16 protein-coding genes are annotated in these 17,010 nt (G+C 53.2%); 12 read left to right on the forward strand and 4 right to left on the reverse strand.

Going from position 1 to position 17,010, the window contains the following annotated elements; genetic code table 11:
* Positions 1 to 58 precede the first annotated feature (58 nt).
* Positions 59 to 220 (forward strand): hypothetical protein, encoded by a 162-nt coding sequence (locus AC6CHQ_RS10075; protein ID WP_251240105.1) that lies wholly within the window; start codon positions 59 to 61, stop codon positions 218 to 220.
* Positions 221 to 313: 93 nt separating this feature from the next.
* Here the strand turns inward: AC6CHQ_RS10075 and AC6CHQ_RS10080 are convergent, their stop codons facing one another.
* The gene (locus tag AC6CHQ_RS10080; RefSeq protein ID WP_498081480.1) at positions 314 to 865 is read right to left on the reverse strand and encodes a GNAT family N-acetyltransferase; all 552 of its coding nucleotides are present in this window, start codon (positions 863 to 865) and stop codon (positions 314 to 316) included.
* A 139-nt stretch (positions 866 to 1,004) separates the two neighbouring features.
* Between AC6CHQ_RS10080 and AC6CHQ_RS10085 the strand changes: the two genes are divergently transcribed.
* Positions 1,005 to 1,193 carry a PspC domain-containing protein gene (locus AC6CHQ_RS10085; RefSeq protein WP_424237488.1) on the forward strand — a complete coding sequence of 63 codons (189 nt, stop codon included), beginning with the start codon at positions 1,005 to 1,007 and terminating at the stop codon, positions 1,191 to 1,193.
* 28 nt (positions 1,194 to 1,221) lie between these two features.
* Here the strand turns inward: AC6CHQ_RS10085 and AC6CHQ_RS10090 are convergent, their stop codons facing one another.
* The 3 genes from AC6CHQ_RS10090 to AC6CHQ_RS10100 all read right to left on the reverse strand — a co-directional run bounded on the left by AC6CHQ_RS10090 (position 1,222) and on the right by AC6CHQ_RS10100 (position 5,195).
* The gene (locus tag AC6CHQ_RS10090) at positions 1,222 to 1,590 is read right to left on the reverse strand and encodes a hypothetical protein (protein ID WP_092053305.1); all 369 of its coding nucleotides are present in this window, start codon (positions 1,588 to 1,590) and stop codon (positions 1,222 to 1,224) included.
* Entirely contained in the window at positions 1,571 to 2,740 is a 1,170-nt protein-coding gene (locus tag AC6CHQ_RS10095) for a ParM/StbA family protein (RefSeq protein WP_251240109.1), read from the reverse strand. The genes AC6CHQ_RS10090 and AC6CHQ_RS10095 overlap by 20 nt, the downstream gene beginning before the upstream one ends.
* A gap of 604 nt (positions 2,741 to 3,344) precedes the next feature.
* Entirely contained in the window at positions 3,345 to 5,195 is a 1,851-nt protein-coding gene (locus tag AC6CHQ_RS10100; RefSeq protein ID WP_498081481.1) for a DNA ligase D, read from the reverse strand.
* Positions 5,196 to 5,368: 173 nt separating this feature from the next.
* Here AC6CHQ_RS10100 and ku point away from each other — a divergent pair, with 173 nt between their 5' ends.
* The 10 genes from ku (at position 5,369) to AC6CHQ_RS10150 (ending at position 16,786) form a co-directional block, all read left to right on the forward strand.
* On the forward strand, positions 5,369 to 6,199 hold the full coding sequence (gene ku, locus AC6CHQ_RS10105; RefSeq protein WP_498081482.1) for a non-homologous end joining protein Ku: 831 nt from the start codon (positions 5,369 to 5,371) through the stop codon (positions 6,197 to 6,199).
* A 156-nt stretch (positions 6,200 to 6,355) separates the two neighbouring features.
* Positions 6,356 to 7,888 (forward strand): AbgT family transporter, encoded by a 1,533-nt coding sequence (locus AC6CHQ_RS10110; protein WP_498081483.1) that lies wholly within the window; start codon positions 6,356 to 6,358, stop codon positions 7,886 to 7,888.
* A 198-nt stretch (positions 7,889 to 8,086) separates the two neighbouring features.
* Positions 8,087 to 9,466 (forward strand): alkaline phosphatase, encoded by a 1,380-nt coding sequence (locus AC6CHQ_RS10115; RefSeq protein WP_498081484.1) that lies wholly within the window; start codon positions 8,087 to 8,089, stop codon positions 9,464 to 9,466.
* 294 nt (positions 9,467 to 9,760) lie between these two features.
* Positions 9,761 to 10,615 (forward strand): malate synthase, encoded by an 855-nt coding sequence (locus AC6CHQ_RS10120; RefSeq protein WP_498081485.1) that lies wholly within the window; start codon positions 9,761 to 9,763, stop codon positions 10,613 to 10,615.
* 62 nt (positions 10,616 to 10,677) lie between these two features.
* The gene (locus tag AC6CHQ_RS10125; protein WP_498081486.1) at positions 10,678 to 12,960 is read left to right on the forward strand and encodes an ATP-binding cassette domain-containing protein; all 2,283 of its coding nucleotides are present in this window, start codon (positions 10,678 to 10,680) and stop codon (positions 12,958 to 12,960) included.
* Between the two features lie 134 nt (positions 12,961 to 13,094).
* Positions 13,095 to 14,747: an FAD-binding dehydrogenase gene (locus AC6CHQ_RS10130; RefSeq protein WP_498081487.1), complete on the forward strand. Its 1,653-nt coding sequence runs from the start codon at positions 13,095 to 13,097 to the stop codon at positions 14,745 to 14,747.
* A 42-nt stretch (positions 14,748 to 14,789) separates the two neighbouring features.
* Positions 14,790 to 15,317 carry a hypothetical protein gene (locus AC6CHQ_RS10135; protein WP_498081488.1) on the forward strand — a complete coding sequence of 176 codons (528 nt, stop codon included), beginning with the start codon at positions 14,790 to 14,792 and terminating at the stop codon, positions 15,315 to 15,317.
* Positions 15,265 to 15,447, forward strand: a complete 183-nt coding sequence (locus AC6CHQ_RS10140) for a CPBP family glutamic-type intramembrane protease (RefSeq protein WP_498081489.1) — start codon at positions 15,265 to 15,267, stop codon at positions 15,445 to 15,447. The genes AC6CHQ_RS10135 and AC6CHQ_RS10140 overlap by 53 nt, the downstream gene beginning before the upstream one ends.
* A gap of 65 nt (positions 15,448 to 15,512) precedes the next feature.
* Positions 15,513 to 16,061 (forward strand): NADPH-dependent FMN reductase, encoded by a 549-nt coding sequence (locus AC6CHQ_RS10145; protein WP_498081490.1) that lies wholly within the window; start codon positions 15,513 to 15,515, stop codon positions 16,059 to 16,061.
* Positions 16,062 to 16,345: 284 nt separating this feature from the next.
* Entirely contained in the window at positions 16,346 to 16,786 is a 441-nt protein-coding gene (locus AC6CHQ_RS10150; protein WP_498081491.1) for a TlpA family protein disulfide reductase, read from the forward strand.
* The last annotated feature ends 224 nt before the right edge of the window (positions 16,787 to 17,010 follow it).

The raw sequence follows: 17,010 nt of genomic DNA on the forward strand, positions 1-17,010 counted from the left end.
CCCAAAAAGGACCCGTCGTCTTTTTTGCCGAATACGCATTGAAAAAGGAGGGACCTTCATGCGGGAACTGGTGGGCACATGCGAGTCATGCGGCAAGGACGTCTTTTGCCTGGACGGTTTTCTGAACGGTGTATCGGAAGCAGGGCGGCTCGAATGCTTTGAATGTGCGGACGTGGAAGAAGGGTCCGTTCATCCACAGGATAAGGGGAATTCTGAATAAGTCTGTGGACAGGAACAAAATTGAAGAGTTATCAACAAGTGGATAAAGTGGAGCAGGCAGAAACCCGCCGATAGTGGCGGGTTTTGTGCATAACTATTGGTGGTTTGGGTGGAGGATGCCGTATAGCAGAAGGTCCTCGTACCGGCCTTCTTTATAGAAATGCTCTTTCTGCGTGCCTTCATAGATCATCCCGCATTTTTCCATGACCTTTCCCGAAGCGGGATTGGACGCGAAGAACCTGGCATAGACCCGGTGAATGTCTTTTTCACGGAAGGCAAAGTCCAGCACGGCTTTGACGGCTTCTGTGGCGTAGCCCTGCCCCCAGTACTCTTCCCCGATCCAGTAGCCGATTTCTCCGTGCTTATGCGCCTGTAGGTGGGAAAGCCCGACTGCGCCGTAAATCTGGCCGGTCTCTCTGTCCGTAATTGCAAACTCATACAGCTGTCCGCTGGCAAAGCTTTCTTCATGCGTGGCGATCCACTCCAGCGCGCTTTCCAGCGGGTAGGGGTACGGCAGGTTCAGCGTGCTTTTGTACATGTTGTAGTTGTCGCACAGGCGGCTGACCTCCGGCGCATCGGCTGCGGTAAAGCGGCGGAGCAACAGGCGCTCCGTCGTAATTTGTGGACGTGTGGCAGACTGATTCATCGGATTCCTTCCTTTCCGTGCAGGCAGTTGATTGATACTTATTGGACGTCATTGGCGTTTATTCCTGCCGGTACCGCCTGATATCAAAAAAAGGTGATCAGGGCTCACATCGCCAATAGTATTAAGAGGGGGGATTCGGTTGAAAAAGCTCAGAAAGTCATCGAATGACCGCGCAATTGTTGGGGTATGCGGGGGAATAGCGGAATTCTTCGGGATTTCTTCTTTTGTCGTCAGGCTGATTTTTCTCCTGACGATCTCAGTCTCCCTTTGGGTGTATCTCGTGCTGTCATGGGCATTGGAAGATTCCTATCTGCTCAGGCAGAAATAAAAAAACCCGCCGGTTTGGCGGGTTTTTCTTATGCGAACGGGTCGTCGAAGTCATCAAGTGCCCCCCAGGCGGGAGCGGGCTCCTTTGGCGGTTCCGGTTCGGGTTCTGGTTCCACTATTGGCATTGCCTTGCGCACAGGCGCCGGCGGGGCGGCCTCCGGAATGAAAAGATCCCGGTCTTCCGCGCCGGCGAGTTCGAAGTTGATTTTTCTCGGCATGACTTCGGCGACATCGACGAAGCCCGTCTTCCGGTACAGCTGCTGGGCGGCGTACAGGAAAAAGTTCGAAAGGTCGGACTGGGTGTTGATCCAGTCGATGAACTCCGGCGTGAGATCGCGGCTCAGGTAAATATTGATCCGTTCCCCCTGCTGATAGGTTTTACTTCGATTCCGCGCCACTTGCGACCACACCTAATTCCTTTTCTTTCTGCTGCTCATAGCGAGGCGAGCAGGTGTAGACGAGGAGGCCGCGCGCATTGACGAACATCGGGTCCTGCAGGAACGTGACGTTGGTCGTGCGCTCCTTCGCGTTGAGGATCTGCTGGAGGTAGTCTTTCAGGATGGCCGCTCCGCCGCCGTAAATGAAGACGTACGGGTCATCCTTCAGGTCGTCGATCTTGTTGATGATCGGACGGCTGATGCGCTGTGCAAGCTGCATAAGGCCGGTCTGGGACTCTGCCTTAAGCTCGTTGTGGCGCGGGTGCTCAGGATCAAAGTAGATTTCGTTGAATTCCGCCATGGAATCGATCGACTTGACCGGGTGGTTGCGGTTCCAGCGCTTAAGGATCTCGCTGATCGCCGATTTCACGCCGAAGTTCAGGCCTTCCGACAGTTTCGGGTTGAATCTGACACCTTCTGTCACGACAATCTCCGTCGTGCCGGAACCGATATCAAAGTGAAGAAGCGTCTTGTCGCTGAAGTCGACCTTCAGGATCTTGTCGCCGACTTCGACTTTCCGCTCGGACAGCTTTCCTCCCTCATCAAATACGACGCCCCAAGCGGCTGCTGCCCCTTCAGGAAGGCACTTGCAGTATTCGATCTTGATCGTCACGGTCACGTTGCGTCCGGACGGGTGGTGGAAGATCACTTCATGTGTCCCCATGTAGCGGGCAGCATTGTTTTTTGCCGCTTCTTGCGTGATCATACCGACAGGCAGCGCCACGGACAGATCATAAGTGACAGTAATCTTGTTTTTCTTGTACTCGCGGCGCATCGCATCGATCGCAAGGCCTGCAAGCGTTACAAGAACAGGGATCTCGTCAGCGGACTTGTCTGAACGTTTCTCGAGCTCGATGCCCGGAAGGTTGTCGTTCAGCACCTTCTCCCCGATCACATAACGTTGCCCGTTAAAGGAAAGCGCCTTGGAGTTGATCGTGACATCGATGTTCTCAAGAAGAGCATCTTTAGGGATATCTTCCATATCCATCAGTTCTGTCGTCTCGCCCATATACATTGAATAGACGGTCGGAATCAGAATTGGTTCATGATCTTTCACCCATAATTTCAGTGCATTATTCCCGGCATCGGCACCGGCTTTGAGTACTGCCATTTCCAATCACTCCCTATATGTTTCTAGGAATGATTATACCGCGTCCTCCTCATGATAGAAATAGAGAATATGTAGGATATGCGCACAAAATTCCTACAGAAATCGCCGAAAACCGCCTTTTAGGAGGATAATATATTTCTGTTGTGCGCACAATGTATGTATGAAGTTGTGAGTATTATGTGAGTACTTTGTGCGCACAATAGAAACATAATGTGTGAGAGTTAATAAAAGTAAATTATGGTACTTGAGCGAATGTAAGACATCTTGTAATTCTTCTTCTGTCTCTTATTTTCGACATTAATTACGTAAGTATTTTCAATAGCAAATTTTGTCGGTGCCGGGCCGTTTTTTCTTTCTCCCCGTCCTCCCTCTTTCACTGCATATTTTTGGGCTGCCCTTTTCCCGTCTTTCTGATTTAGAGTTATACCCCGCAATCTGCTTCTCCCTCTTTTTGAAAAAAAATCAGGATTATAAATAAATCCACAGGGTAGGCGGAAACCCTGTGGATAAAATACATACAATCGCAATATACATAAATTCTATTTCTGATGTGTGGATAATATGTGTATAAATATTTTAGGAGGAGAAGTTATGCACAGCCGGTCTACTTCAGCATTTCCTTTAATTTCTCCAACACCTCACCAAATGGCTGATTGTCTCTGGCTTTCTCCATCAGTCTGAATGGATCGCCTTTTGAGCGCAGCCGCTCGGTAACCGTGCTGATCGTAAACATTTCTGGGCGAAGGCCATCAGTCAGTTCGTGCCATTCCAAAGGAGTAGCGACAGGTGCATGGCCAGAGCCGCGTGTGGAGTAAGGGGCGATGATGGTCTTTCCCCTGGCGTGCTGGACGTAGTCGACATATAGCCGGCCACCACGTTTCTTCTTCATCCGCTCCGTTGTGAAATGCTCCGGTGCCTGCTCGCAAAGGTAATTTGCGGCAAAGGAAGTGAATTGCCGGGTGTCTTCATAGGTGAAAGTTTCGGGAGGTATCGGGAGATATAACTGCATCCCCTTGCCGCCGGAAGTCTTTACAAACGATGTCAGGCCGAAACCGTCGAACACTTTTTTGAGCCTGAGGGCAGCATCCACGGCAAGCCCGAATTTCGTGGCATCCGGCGGATCCAGGTCAAATACAATTTCGTCCGGAAACAGTGACTCTTCTCCCTTCCTCAACCGGCCGAAAGGGACGTGCAGTTCGAGAGCGGCCTGGTTGCCTAACCAGAGAAGGGCCTCCAAACTGTTGCATAACAGAATTTCTCCTTCTTCCCCGGCCGCAGTGTGGACAAATGAAGGTAAGGAATCCGGGGCATGCTTCTGATAAAACCGTTCGGCATCGTCCGTGCCGTGTGGATACCGGATGACGGTGAGGGGGCGGTTTTCAAGCCAGGGCAGCAGATGGGGTGCGGCATGCTGAAGGTATAGCAGATAGCCGTCCTTGTCGATCCCGGCTTCGGGAAAAAGTGGCTTGTCCGGATTGGTTACGGTGACCCCGGGTGGAATCGGCTCAAGCGCACGCCGGTAGCGTTGCACGGTGACCGTCTCCGGGTCTTCATCCAAGAGAAACTGTGAAAAGCGGGGCTCCCGCAATTTGTCGCCCGACTCGCCGATTGTCAGCACTTCGGCAACGACGGCGGGGGCGAGCGTAAAGATGCCTGGAGGTCCTTCTGTGCCGTTTGCTTTAAATAATGCAATCAGTGTTTTCAACTCTTCTTCAGAGAATCCGTGACGCAAAGTTACAACTTCACGCCATTCCCCCTGGTCCAGAATTCGTCCGGAAAAGTTGCTGTTTTCCGCTTCGAAAGCCGTCAGGACAACCGGAACGGTTCGCCAGTTTTTTATTTTGACCCAGTCGGTGGATCGGATGCCTTCCTGCCAGCGGCTGCCGCTCCTCTTGATCACGAGTCCTTCGCCGTTTCCTGCGATCAGCCGGTTCCTGAGAGTCTCCGGTTTGGTATGGGCTGCCACTCCCTGCACCGCTGACGGGTCGAGGTAGTCTGTGTCCAATGGAAAGTTCAGTGACCGCAGCAGCTCGCTGAGTGCTTGTTTCCGCTGTTCGACTGTCGTTGCCCGAAGGTCTTCACCGCCCTTCTCCAACAGGTCGAACGCGGCAAACCGGCAAGGAAACATGCGGCTCTGTTCCTCGATCGCTGATTGTGTGCGGAGCCTGGAGCGGCGTGCTACGACGGGAAAATCACTTCTGACGTCGTTTAATAGAAAAACGAGCTCACCGTCTAATAAAAGGGGCAAGTATGGGCGCGCCGCGTCGCTCGCCTCCGTGATTGCCGCGATGATTTCAGGGAACCTGTCCGCCAAGTCGTTCCCGTTCCGGCTAAGCAGGCGGATCCCGTCCTTCCGCCAGTCCAGAAGGCAACGGAAACCGTCGTATTTAACTTCATACAGCCAGCCGGAGCCCTCCGGCAGCGTTTCCGCAGGTGTGAGCTTCATCGGTTTCATGGTTTGCCTCCTTTGTGGCGGCGGAATTTATCGCGAGAGTTAAGTTTAGCGCTCTGAGAGTTAAGTCCATCCACAGACGCCCGATCTATTCCATTCCAGTGTGCGCCTTGAAGAAAACTTCATACATAGCACGGGCCGGACAGGACATGCTAGGGGAAAAAGCAGGTGATGGGATGCATACGGTTTGGAAGGGCAGCATCAGCTTTGGTCTCGTCAATATCCCGGTGAAACTCCATGCGGCGACGGAGGATCGTGACGTCAAGCTCCGGCAGCTGCACAAGGAGTGCAATGCGCCGATCTCGTATAAGAAGGTATGTACGTCGTGCAATGCCGAGGTGAAGCCTGAGGATATCGTCAAGGCGTATGAGTATACGAAGGGCAAGTTTGTCGTGCTTGATGAGGAGGACCTGAAAGCACTCAAGAAAGAAAACGAGGACAAGGCGGTCGAGATCGTCGACTTCGTGAAGCTGGAGGAGATCGACCCGATCTACTTTGAACGGACGTATTTCCTTGCGCCGGATAAAGGCGGGGCAAAGGCATATGCGCTTCTCAGGGCGGCACTCGGAGATTCGGACAAGATCGGTATCGCGAAAATCATCATCCGACAAAAGGAGCAGCTGGCGGCAGTGCGGGTCTACAAAAATGCGCTTATGCTGGAGACGATCCATTACCCCGACGAGGTCCGGAAAGTCGAGGATGTGCCGAATGTGCCGGAAGCTGAAAGCATCGTAAAAAAAGAACTGGATGTCGCGCTTATGCTGATTGAACAGCTGACGACGCCGTTCGAACCGGAAAAGTACAAAGACGAGTACCGTGAAGCACTGATGGAGCTGATCGAGGCGAAAAAAGCAGGCAAGGACACCGTCACCGCGACCGAGCCGGCGGCACCTGCCGCGACCAACGCGACCGACCTCATGGCCGCGCTTCAGGCTTCCCTCGAGAAATCCACGAAGAAAAAGCCGGCTCCGAAAAAACGGGCTGCTGCAAAGAAAAAGCAGGCGTGATGAAGGACCCGGGCAGAGGCCCGGGTTCTTGTTTATTAGCGGCAAAACTGCGCAGGAATTATTAACAAATAGTTTTTATAAAAAATATATTGAATCTTCAGCCCATCTTTACTAAGATAGAACACATGCTTTACTGTGTTAAAGGGGGAAAGTAAGATGGCAAATGCCACTCAAACGAAAAAGCGGGGGATTTTCAACCGGTTCCTCGACTTTATCGAGAAATATGGAAACAAGCTGCCGGACCCGATCATGCTGTTTGTCTATATCACTGCCGCCATTCTGGTCGCTTCCGCGATTTTCGGCTTTATGGGCACAACCGCAACGCATCCGGGGACCGGCGAGAAAATCACGGTCGTCAACCTTCTGAATGCGGACGGTCTTGTCCGGATCCTGACGGAAATGGTCACCAATTTCACGAGCTTCCCGCCGCTTGGCCTCGTACTCGTCGTTATGCTGGGTGTCGGACTTGCGGAGTCGACAGGACTGATCACTGCCCTCCTGAAGGCATCCATCCTGAAGGCGCCGCAGAAAATCATCCTGCCGGTGATTGTCATCGTTTCTATCTGCGGGAACGCGGCAGCTGATGCTGCCATGGTCGTCCTGCCTCCGATTGTCGCGATGATCTTTATCGCGCTCGGACGTCACCCGATTGCGGGTATGGCCGCTGCCTACGCATCGTGTGCGGGCGGGTTTGCGGCGAACCTGATTTTGTCGCTGTCCGACCCGCTGGTTTACGGCTTTACGGAGCCGGCCGCTCATATGATCGATCCGGACTATGTCGGTAACCCGATGATCAACTACTACTTCCTCGTCGTTTCCGCACTTGTCCTCGTTCCGGTGGCGACGTTCGTTACCAACCGGATCGTCGAGCCTCGCCTCGGCAAATATGAAGGGGCTGCCGAAGGCGTCGGAGAGCAAGTCACGGCGGAAGAAAAGAAGGGCCTCCTCTGGGCAGGCGTTTCGCTTCTCATCACCGGAGCGATCATCGCATTGCTGACACTTCCGGAAAATGCCATTCTGCGGAATCCGGAAGATGGCGGGCTGATCGTGTCGCCGTTCATGGATTCACTGATTCCGATCATGATGATCCTCTTCCTCGTTCCGGCTTTGGCCTACGGGAAAGCCTCCGGCACGCTGAAGGACTCCAAGGATCTTGGAGACCAGCTCAGCAAAGCCATGGCCGGCATGGGTACATACATCGTCATCGCCTTTATCGCCGGGCAGATGATTGCATACTTTAACTGGAGCAACCTTGGTCCGGTCATCGCGATCAAAGGCGCGGCCGCACTCGATTCAATCGGTCTTACCGGCCTTCCGCTCTTTATCGGCTTTATGATTGTAGCGACACTGATTAACTTGCTGGTTGCCAGCCAGTCCGCAAAATGGGCAATTCTGGCACCCGTGTTCATTCCGATGTTCATGCTGCTCGGTTATGATCCGGCAGTTACCCAGGTCGCCTACAGGATCGGGGACTCCATCACGAACCCGATCACACCGATGCTCGCCTATTTTGCAATTGTCCTTACGTTCGCGAAAAAGTATGATCCGAAAATGGGGATCGGGACATTCATGTCCTCCCTTCTCCCGTATACGATCGCATTCGCCATCATGTGGACCATTCTGTTCAGTGTATGGTACCTGCTCGGCCTTCCGCTTGGACCTGGCGGCGGGATTTATCTCGACAAATAAAAATAGGAGCCGCCCGTTTGCAGAATCTTGGTGCAAACGGGCGGTATTTATTTGTGCTGAACATCGATGAGGCTATTGTAATGGTCTGTTTGTACCATGCATTTCATACAATTCCTTAACATTGAATTAACTCTGCGTAAACATTCCTCCGATAAAGTTGCAATTGTTCGAGAAACTTAGGTAAGAGGAGTGGGTAGCATGCTGAAGAAAGTTGGAATCGCCGCATTGGGGGCGGGCCTTATCCTATCTGGAATGGGCCTTACAGCGGCAGATGCAGCCAAACCGGAATGGGCAGGACAAGGAAAGCCGGAGTGGACAGGAAAACCCGGTAAAGGAAATGGCAAAGACAAAAGCAAGATTGAAAATGTCATTTATATGATTCCGGACGGGTTCAGCGCTGATTACGCTTCGAACTACCGTATCTACAAAGGTGAAGAAGCGGTATGGGATGCCCACCTGAAAGGGATGTTCACCACTTATTCGGCCAACTCGGCCATCACCGATTCCGCAGCGGCGGGTACGGCCATGGCGACTGGCGTCAAGACGAACAACGGCGTAGTCGGCCTGGATGCAGAAGGAAATGAATTGGAGTCGATCCTTGAAGCATCAGAAAAAGCCGGCAAATCCACAGGTCTCGTCGCCACTTCGACGATCACGCACGCAACACCTGCTTCGTTTGTCGCCAATGTCGACAGCCGGAACAATGAAACGGAAATCGCCCGCCAGATGGCGGACAGCGGTGTCGATGTCATCTTGGGCGGAGGGAAAAACAACTTCCTGCCGGCAACAGAAGGCGGCAATCAGGATAAACGCAACCTGATCCGGGAAGTACAGGAAAAGGGCGCTACATACATTGAAACCCGTGACCAGCTGCTGGATGTCGATGATCTGGACGTTGACAAAGGCGATCGCCTTGTCGGACTTTTTGCCGATGACGCACTGGCCCCTGAGCTCCACCGCGGCGAAACGGAACAGCCAAGCATCGCGGAGATGACCGAAGCCGCCATCGATGCACTTGAAGAGGACAAGGACGGGTTCTTCCTCGTCGTGGAAGGCAGCCAGATTGACTGGGCGGGCCACGACAATGACGCGGCATGGGCAATGTCGGAAGTTGCGGCATTTGAAGAAGCTGTTGAAGAAGCGATCGAATTTGCCGAAGAAGACGGGAACACACTCGTCGTTGTTGCCGGCGACCACGATACAGGCGGCATGACGACCGGTTCAAACGGTTCCATGGCACTGAACGCAGGCATTCTGCAAAACGTGACTGCAACAGGGGACCACATGGCGGTCCAGCTGAACGAAGACCGTTCGAATGTGGCGGAAGTCGTCAAGGAATACACGGGCTTCGATCTGAATGAAAACGAAATCCGGGCGATCAGTGAAGCCGGCAACGCCAGCCTGGCCATCAACAAAGTGATCAGCGACCGCGCGAACATCGGATGGACGAGCACGAACCATACCGGCGCCGACATCCCGCTTTATGTGTTCGGACCGGAAGCAGACAGCTTTGTCGGCTTCCATGACAATACAGACCTTCCGAAACTGATTGCTGAATCACTGAAACTCGGCAAGTAAAGCAGAATTCTATGCGAACAAGAAAGGAGATTGGACAGCCAATCTCCTTTTTTTATGCAATAAAATCAAATGAATAAAACTTAATATATTACATAGATGAAATCAGATTGTCAACATTAAATTTGTGTTGTTGTCATAAAAATGTTACAATAGTCGTACAATTGTTTTTGGACTCGTATTCCGAAATTCTGCTGTGCTTTTTTCCGCAGAGAGAATGGAGAATGCGTTTTTTTATATTCTTTTTTTACCGATGAAAAACAGTTGTTTTTATCCTTACAAGGGAGGAAAAGAATAATGAATTTACTCAATAAGAAAGTGACGCATGAACGTTTTGGTACGGGCAAAGTCGTCAATCTCGATGATTCCAGAATAGAAGTGGATTTTGGTACGGAAAGCAAGAAATTTATTTTTCCTGACGTCTTCGGAAAACACCTGGTTCTCCATGATGAGAGCACTGCTCAATCACTCAAAGAAATGATCGAAGAAAAGGAAAGTGAGCGAAAGGAGGAAGAACTCCAGAAAGAAGAGGAAAAAGAACTGCACCGGAAAAAGCAGGAACTTCGTATGGAGCATGAAAAGCTAATGAAAAATCATAAGCTGCACCCGCAATCCCAGATGGTTATCTGGCTTGAGCCGGAAGACCAATATCATGCTTTTTCTAAGTGGAAAGTGTTCTCCGGTGAAATAAAAAGCGGAAAAAACAAAGGGAAGCCGAACAAACCCATCCGTCTGCATCAAAACAGTGCAGTCCTGCTGACAGCAAGAGATTCCGACAAGCCTGAAGAAGACCGGCAGATCCTGGGCGTCTATATGGTGAATGAAGAATTTATCGGCAGGCAGTGTGAAGATGGCATTGTTCCTGCCCATTCCGTTTACCGGATCCGTCTGACTGAACAGGAAGCGTCCGAGATGCATTTCTGGAAATACTACTCCAACGACAAAAACCCCGACAAGATGACATGGAACACAGGGATCTACCGTTACTTTGATAATTCATCGGTGGCTCAAATTCTGCGGGATCTCATTGCTTTGAAAAGTGACCCGGAAGAAAAAGAACTCGCACAACAATTCTTTGATCATTTTTGTAAGATGAATCAGATCATGGAGCAGGAGTTGCCGCAGCCTGACGGGCCTTTAACGCGCAAATAATTTCCGGTAACGGGCGGATTTCGTCACTCGGCCAGCATCTTAGCTGCAGAAAGGATAGGGAAATGTCACAGGAAAAAGATGAGATTGTCTTAAGAGGGCTCAAGGAAAATAACCTGAAAAACATCGACCTGAATCTCCCGAAAGAAAAAATCATCGTCTTTACCGGCCTTTCAGGCTCGGGAAAGAGTTCGGTTGTTTTTGATACGCTGGCAACCGAGAGCAGAAGGCAGATGACGTTGAACTATCCTGCATATGTCAGGTATCAGATGCCGAGGTACGAAAGGCCGCAGGCCGACCTGATGCAAAACTTGAGTCCGGTCATCGTAGTAGAGCAAAAGCCGGCAGGAGGAAATTCCCGCTCTACTGTCGGTACCTATATGGACATCGATCCGCTGATCAGGCTGCTGTTCTCAAGAATCGGGCAGCCGGCAATCGGGACCGCCAATGATTTCTCGAGCCAGAGTTCATTCGGCAGATGTCCGGAATGCGGCGGATTTGGAGAAGTGATCACACCGGACGTAGATAAGCTGGTTGATTTCGACAAGTCACTCAGGGAATATGCCGTTCAGTTCAAGCCATTATCCCCTTCCGGCTGGCAGGGCAATTGGATGATGACCTGCGGACTGTTCGACCCGGATAAACCCATCAGGGACTATTCGGAAGAAGACCGCCGGCTGCTGCTGTATGGTCCCCGGGAAGGTGAACGGGCTTATGCGCCGTTTCACACGAAAAACGGGCCGCAAAATGCGGAGTGGGACGGATTATTGCCCAGATTTACGCGCGTTTATATTAATCGGGACATATCGAAACTCAAGCAAGTTTCCCAGGAGGATGTATTGGCAGTATCGACACATTCCCTGTGTCCGACCTGTCTTGGTTCGGGCCTGAATCCGCAGGTATTGGAGTGCAAAATCAATGGCCTGAATATCGTGGAGTACGATCATTTGGAACTCCCGGAAATCCTGGAAGAGCTCGAGAAGGTCAAAGATCCTATGGGAGAATCCATAGCAAGACAGGCGATCCCTTACGTAAAGCAATTAATCGGCATGGGACTGGGCTATTTGAGCCTTTCAAGGAAAATGGGTACCCTTTCCGGCGGAGAAGCCCAAAGGGTGAAAATCGCCCGTCAGCTGGGGAACAGCTTAAATAACCTGACCTACATTTTCGACGAACCCAGTGCGGGGCTTCATCCGGAGGAAGTCAATATGCTGATCCGGATGCTGAAAAGGATCAAAGAGCAGCACAACACGGTCATTGTCATTGAACATAATCTGTCGGTAATCAGAGCGGCGGACGAGATTGTGGAGATGGGGCCTGGAGCGGGTTCGGCCGGCGGACGCGTGGTCTACCAAGGAGACTTGGGAGGATTAAAGAATTCACCGACTGCAAATGCCCTGGGGCATCCAATAAAAATAAACAAAAACCCAAGGGATCCAAGGGATTATTTCAAGATAAGAAAAGCCAAAAACAACAACCTGAAAAATGTGGATGCCGATATTCCCAAAAATGTTCTGGTCGCGGTGTGCGGGGTATCCGGATCGGGCAAAAGCTCCTTGATCCTGGAGGCGTTCAGGGAAAAGTATCCGGAGTCCATCACAGTGGGGCAGGGCGGGATCGGAATCTCCAGCCGCTCGACCATGGCTACATATATGGGGATCATGGATGACATACGCGCAGCTTTTTCAAAAGCGACGGGACAGCCCGCGGGATTGTTCAGTTTCAACTCCCTGGGGGCGTGTCCGGTCTGCAAAGGAAAGGGCGTCCTGACACCGGAAGTGGCATTTGCGGATCCTGTAACTATTCCGTGCGAAGCGTGCGGCGGGACGAGGTACTCGGATGAAGCCTTGTCGTACCGTTATCAGGAGAAAAACATCATCGAGATTCTGGAATTGACCATTGATGAGGCTGCTGATTACTTTAAACAGCAAAAAATCCTGAACAGAGTATTTACCCTGAGGGACGTCGGACTGGGGTATCTGACTTTGGGGCAGACGACCAGTTCGTTGAGCGGCGGGGAAATCCAGCGTCTGAAGCTCGCCAGCCAATTGCAGAAACAAGGCCAGATCTATTTGCTGGACGAGCCGTCCCTCGGATTGCACGCGGAAGACGATGAAAAGCTTCTGAATGTCTTTCAGAGCCTGGTGGACCGGGGAAACTCTGTCATTATCATCGAACACAACTTGGACTTTATCGCAGCAAGCGACTGGGTGATAGAAATGGGCCCGGGAGGCGGGAAGCTGGGCGGACAGATTCTGTTCGAGGGGACGCCGGAAGCCATGCTGAATGCAGAGACAGTGACCGCAGACTGGTTGAGGGACGGGGTCAGCAAGACCTTAAATCAATAGCATAAGTTCTTTAAGCCGCATTCCCTGGGGAGTGCGGCTTCTATACATCTGCTTTGCCCAATCAGACATTTCTGTGAATAAACAGAAAATTACTTTACAATGAGAGAAAATCAGAAGCGGAAGGCGGGATGGGAATGGAATACGATGTGATCACGGTCGGGCACGGGCTTGCAGGGCTTGTGGCGGCATCAGAACTGGCCGATGCGGGGAAGAAGGTCCTGCTCCTCGACCAGGAGCCGGCGTCGAACCTCGGGGGCCAGGCGTGGTGGTCGTTCGGCGGGCTGTTTCTCGTGGATTCGCCGGAACAGCGCCGGATGGGCATCAAAGACTCCCATGAACTGGCCTGGCAGGATTGGCTTGGAACAGCTGGTTTCGACCGGATGAGTGACGAAGACGAGTGGGGTTATCAATGGGCGAAGGCGTATGTCGAATTTGCCGCGGGCGAGAAGCGCGATTGGCTCCGGTCGCTCGGCGTCCGGTTTTTCCCGGTTGTCGGCTGGGCGGAGCGCGGCGGCAGCCTCGCGGACGGGCATGGCAACTCCGTCCCCCGCTTCCATATCGTCTGGGGAACGGGGCCTGGGATCGTCAAGCCGTTTGCAGAACGTGTTCGGCGGGGCATCAGGGACGGTCTGATCCATTATCTGCCGCGGCACCGCGTGACGGATTTCGTTACGGAAAACGGAGCGGTGACGGGTGTGCGGGGGGAAAAGCTCGTGCCGGATGACCGTGAACGCGGGGAGAAGACGTCCCGCGAAGTGGAGCGGCTGTTTGAAGTGCGTGCGGGTGCTGTACTCATGACGAGCGGCGGCATCGGCGGCAATCATGAGCTGGTCAGGAAAAACTGGCCGGAGCGGCTCGGCAGGCCGCCTGCGCACATGCTGTCAGGCGTCCCCGCCTATGTGGACGGGCACCTGCTCGGAGCGGCTGAAAAGGCCGGAGGGCGGCTCGTCAACCGCGACCGCATGTGGCACTATACCGAAGGCATCAAGAACTATGAGCCGGTCTGGCCCAATCACGGCATCCGAATCCTGCCGGGACCGTCGCCGCTCTGGTTTGATGCGGAAGGACAGCGCTTCGGCGCGCCGAACTTCCCGGGCTTTGACACGCTCTCGACGCTCGGGGCAATCGGGAAAAGCGGCTACGACTATTCCTGGTTCGTCCTGACGAAGAAGATGATCGAGAAGGAGTTCGCTCTGTCCGGGTCCGAGCAGAATCCGGACCTTACCGGCAAAAGCATCCGGATGATTATGTCGCGCGTGCTGCCCGGAGCACCGGAGCCCGTTGAGAAGTTCATGAAGCGGGGAGAGGATTTTGTCGTTGCACGGACGCTTCCGGAGCTGGTCGATGGCATGAACGACCTTGTCGGTGAAGAACGCATTTTCCTTGAAGAGATGGAGCGGCAGATCAGGGCGCGGGACCGTGAGATCGACAACAAGTTCGCAAAGGACCTCCAGGTGATGGCGATCCGGAGCGCGCGTGCGTCCATGGGCGACAAGCTCGTCCGGGTCGCGCCGCCGCACCGTATCCTCGATCCCTCGGCGGGTCCGCTGATCGCGGTCCGCCTGAACATCGTCAGCCGGAAGACGCTCGGTGGCCTGCAGACGAACCTTTCAGGACAGGTGATGGGCGCGGATGGCGAACCGGTGCCTGGCCTCTATGCGGCGGGCGAGGCAGCCGGCTTCGGCGGAGGAGGTGTCCACGGCTACCGCTCGCTTGAAGGCACTTTCCTCGGCGGCTGCCTGTTCTCCGGACGGCAGGCGGGCAGGGCGCTCGGGGGGAGAAGGTAAGCGATCGATGCCCGGGCTGAAAATAAGGATCTCTGGTGGGGGATGAGAACGATTCAGTTAGCAGAAAAAGATACGGGAGCAGATAAAATCAGCCGGGCAGGCCTGGTGATCATGGTCGCCGTCTCATTTTCATTTTTCATCGGGTGGAACATCGCTGGCCTTTCGGTACTCATCGGTATTCTATGTTTTGTTTTGGGCCGGAAGCGTTATGCAAAAGGGAGCCTCGGCGTGAAAGAAGCAGGCTGGCATCTGAAAAGTGGCACCGTCTGGCTCTGGCTCCTGCTGACCCTTATGATGAACGGCTTTTCCGTGGGTGTATCTGCTTACGTCATGCCGGCATTCAACGAGCATCTCCATGAACGGATCGCCCTCATGGTGGCCGAGGTGCCGCTGGCTGTCCTGGTTTTGCAGATTGCGCTGATGGCACTCGGTGAGGAAATTGCGTGGAGAGGATTTTTCCAGAAGCAGCTGGAGCGGGGGGTTGGCCACCTGGCCTGCCATCGTGCTCACATCGATAGTGTTTGCATTCGGTCATGCGGCGTCCGGAGATTTCGCGCTGGTTGCCTATGATCTGGTCTTCATCATTATTAACAGCGTGATTTACGGTTTCATTTATCATAAAACCGGCAATCTGTGGCTTAGCACGGCAGCCCATTTCATCGCCAATCTGGCGGTAATTCTCGGGCTGATGCAAATTTAATACTTGAAATGTTCCGACCTTTTGACCGAAGATAGAATAGGTCTACATAAGGGGAGGAGATAGCTGTGAAGGTACTGACACTGGTCGGCAGCCTGCGGAAGGAGTCGTTCAACCGCCGGCTGGCCGAGACGATGCAGGAGCGCTACAAGGACAAATTCGATATGGAAATCGCCGATATCGGTGCGCTGCCCCATTTCGATCAGGATGTGGAGCTTGATCCGCCTGCTGCCGTGAAAGAGTTTAAGCAGAAAGTGCTGGATGCAGACGCGATCATCATCGTGACGCCGGAGTATAACTGGTCTGTTCCGGGCGTTTTGAAAAACGCGCTGGACTGGACGTCAAGGGGCGAGCGGGTCATGGTCGGCAAGCCTGTCTTTCCGCTCGGGGCCTCGATGGGCATGGCGGGCACGCTTCGTGCGCAGATCCACCTGCGCCAGATCCTGGTCGCGCCAGGTGTCTCCGCCAAGGTGCTGCCTCCGGGCGGCAACGAAGTGCTCGTCAACTTCGCCCAGCAGAAATTCGAAGGCGAATCAGGCGGACTGATCGACGGGCCTACGCTTGAATTCCTCGATCAGAAGGTGGATTCGTTTATCGGGTTTGTGAAAGAGGGCTGATCTGCAGCCGGAGGCGGACTCCGGCTGCTTTTTCATGGGGATCCGGTGAGTCTGAAGAATGCGGGCGCGAGTTTGAAGAATAAGCTTCTGAGTTTGAAGAATAAGCTTCGGAGTTTGAAGATTGAGTGTGTGAGTTTGAAGAATACGGCGAGGAGGCTTAACATTAGCTCTCCCTGGAGCGCAAACCGGCACCTTAAATCAGTCTAATATTAAGTGTCCCTCCTAAAACCGCTGTTTCAACGGTTCATTTCCCGGGAAACTTATTGAGCAGGAGGGGATTCCTGATGAAACTGCATGAACCGATGCCGGAGCTGTCCGGCGCAACCGATTGGCTGAACGGCGAGATAACCAAGGCTGAGCTGGTCGGCGATAAACCGACGCTCATCCACTTCTGGGCCGTCAGCTGCAACATCTGCAAGGAAACGATGCCCGAAGTGAATGAGCTGCGGGACAAGTACAAAGAAGATCTGAACGTCGTGGCGGTCCATATGCCGCTCACCGGTGCGGACAACGACATGGACAAGATCCGGGAGGCGGCGGACCAGTACGGCCTCACCCAGCCGGTGTTCGTCGACAGTGAGTACAAGCTCACTGATGCCTTTGAGAACGAGCTGGCCCCTGCCTATTATGTGTTCGACAAGGAAGGCCAGCTTCGCCACTATCAGGCGGGCAGGACCGGCCTCGACATGGTGGAGGACCGGATCGAGCGTGTGATCGAACAATAAGAGGAGCCCGGCGCATCAGGCGCCGGGCTTTCTTATGCATAGTTGCCGTGCAGCGGGGCATATGTTAATCTGTTCTCAACTTAAATCGAAAGGGATGACGAATGGGACGATGGACAAGTGACGGAGCGCTTTAGACGAATCGGATGCTTTTTTCGAACGTCGGCGGGATCCGTCTGCCCATTTTTCCATCGTCATCCAGATACGCAGCCGCATAGATGCGGCTT

Source organism: Bhargavaea sp. GQ12, assembly GCF_059758705.1.

Bases quoted from the DNA above. Each gene is read 5' to 3' on its own strand.
- AC6CHQ_RS10150 (WP_498081491.1), top strand. From the start codon at position 16,346: ATGAAACTGCATGAACCGATGCCGGAGCTGTCCGGCGCAACCGATTGG.
- AC6CHQ_RS10080 (WP_498081480.1), bottom strand. From the start codon at position 865: ATGAATCAGTCTGCCACACGTCCACAAATTACGACGGAGCGCCTGTTG.
- AC6CHQ_RS10135 (WP_498081488.1), top strand. From the start codon at position 14,790: ATGAGAACGATTCAGTTAGCAGAAAAAGATACGGGAGCAGATAAAATC.
- AC6CHQ_RS10125 (WP_498081486.1), top strand. From the start codon at position 10,678: ATGTCACAGGAAAAAGATGAGATTGTCTTAAGAGGGCTCAAGGAAAAT.
- AC6CHQ_RS10115 (WP_498081484.1), top strand. From the start codon at position 8,087: ATGCTGAAGAAAGTTGGAATCGCCGCATTGGGGGCGGGCCTTATCCTA.
- AC6CHQ_RS10075 (WP_251240105.1), top strand. From the start codon at position 59: ATGCGGGAACTGGTGGGCACATGCGAGTCATGCGGCAAGGACGTCTTT.
- AC6CHQ_RS10120 (WP_498081485.1), top strand. From the start codon at position 9,761: ATGAATTTACTCAATAAGAAAGTGACGCATGAACGTTTTGGTACGGGC.
- AC6CHQ_RS10110 (WP_498081483.1), top strand. From the start codon at position 6,356: ATGGCAAATGCCACTCAAACGAAAAAGCGGGGGATTTTCAACCGGTTC.
- AC6CHQ_RS10130 (WP_498081487.1), top strand. From the start codon at position 13,095: ATGGAATACGATGTGATCACGGTCGGGCACGGGCTTGCAGGGCTTGTG.
- AC6CHQ_RS10095 (WP_251240109.1), bottom strand. From the start codon at position 2,740: ATGGCAGTACTCAAAGCCGGTGCCGATGCCGGGAATAATGCACTGAAA.
- ku (WP_498081482.1), top strand. From the start codon at position 5,369: ATGCATACGGTTTGGAAGGGCAGCATCAGCTTTGGTCTCGTCAATATC.
- AC6CHQ_RS10100 (WP_498081481.1), bottom strand. From the start codon at position 5,195: ATGAAACCGATGAAGCTCACACCTGCGGAAACGCTGCCGGAGGGCTCC.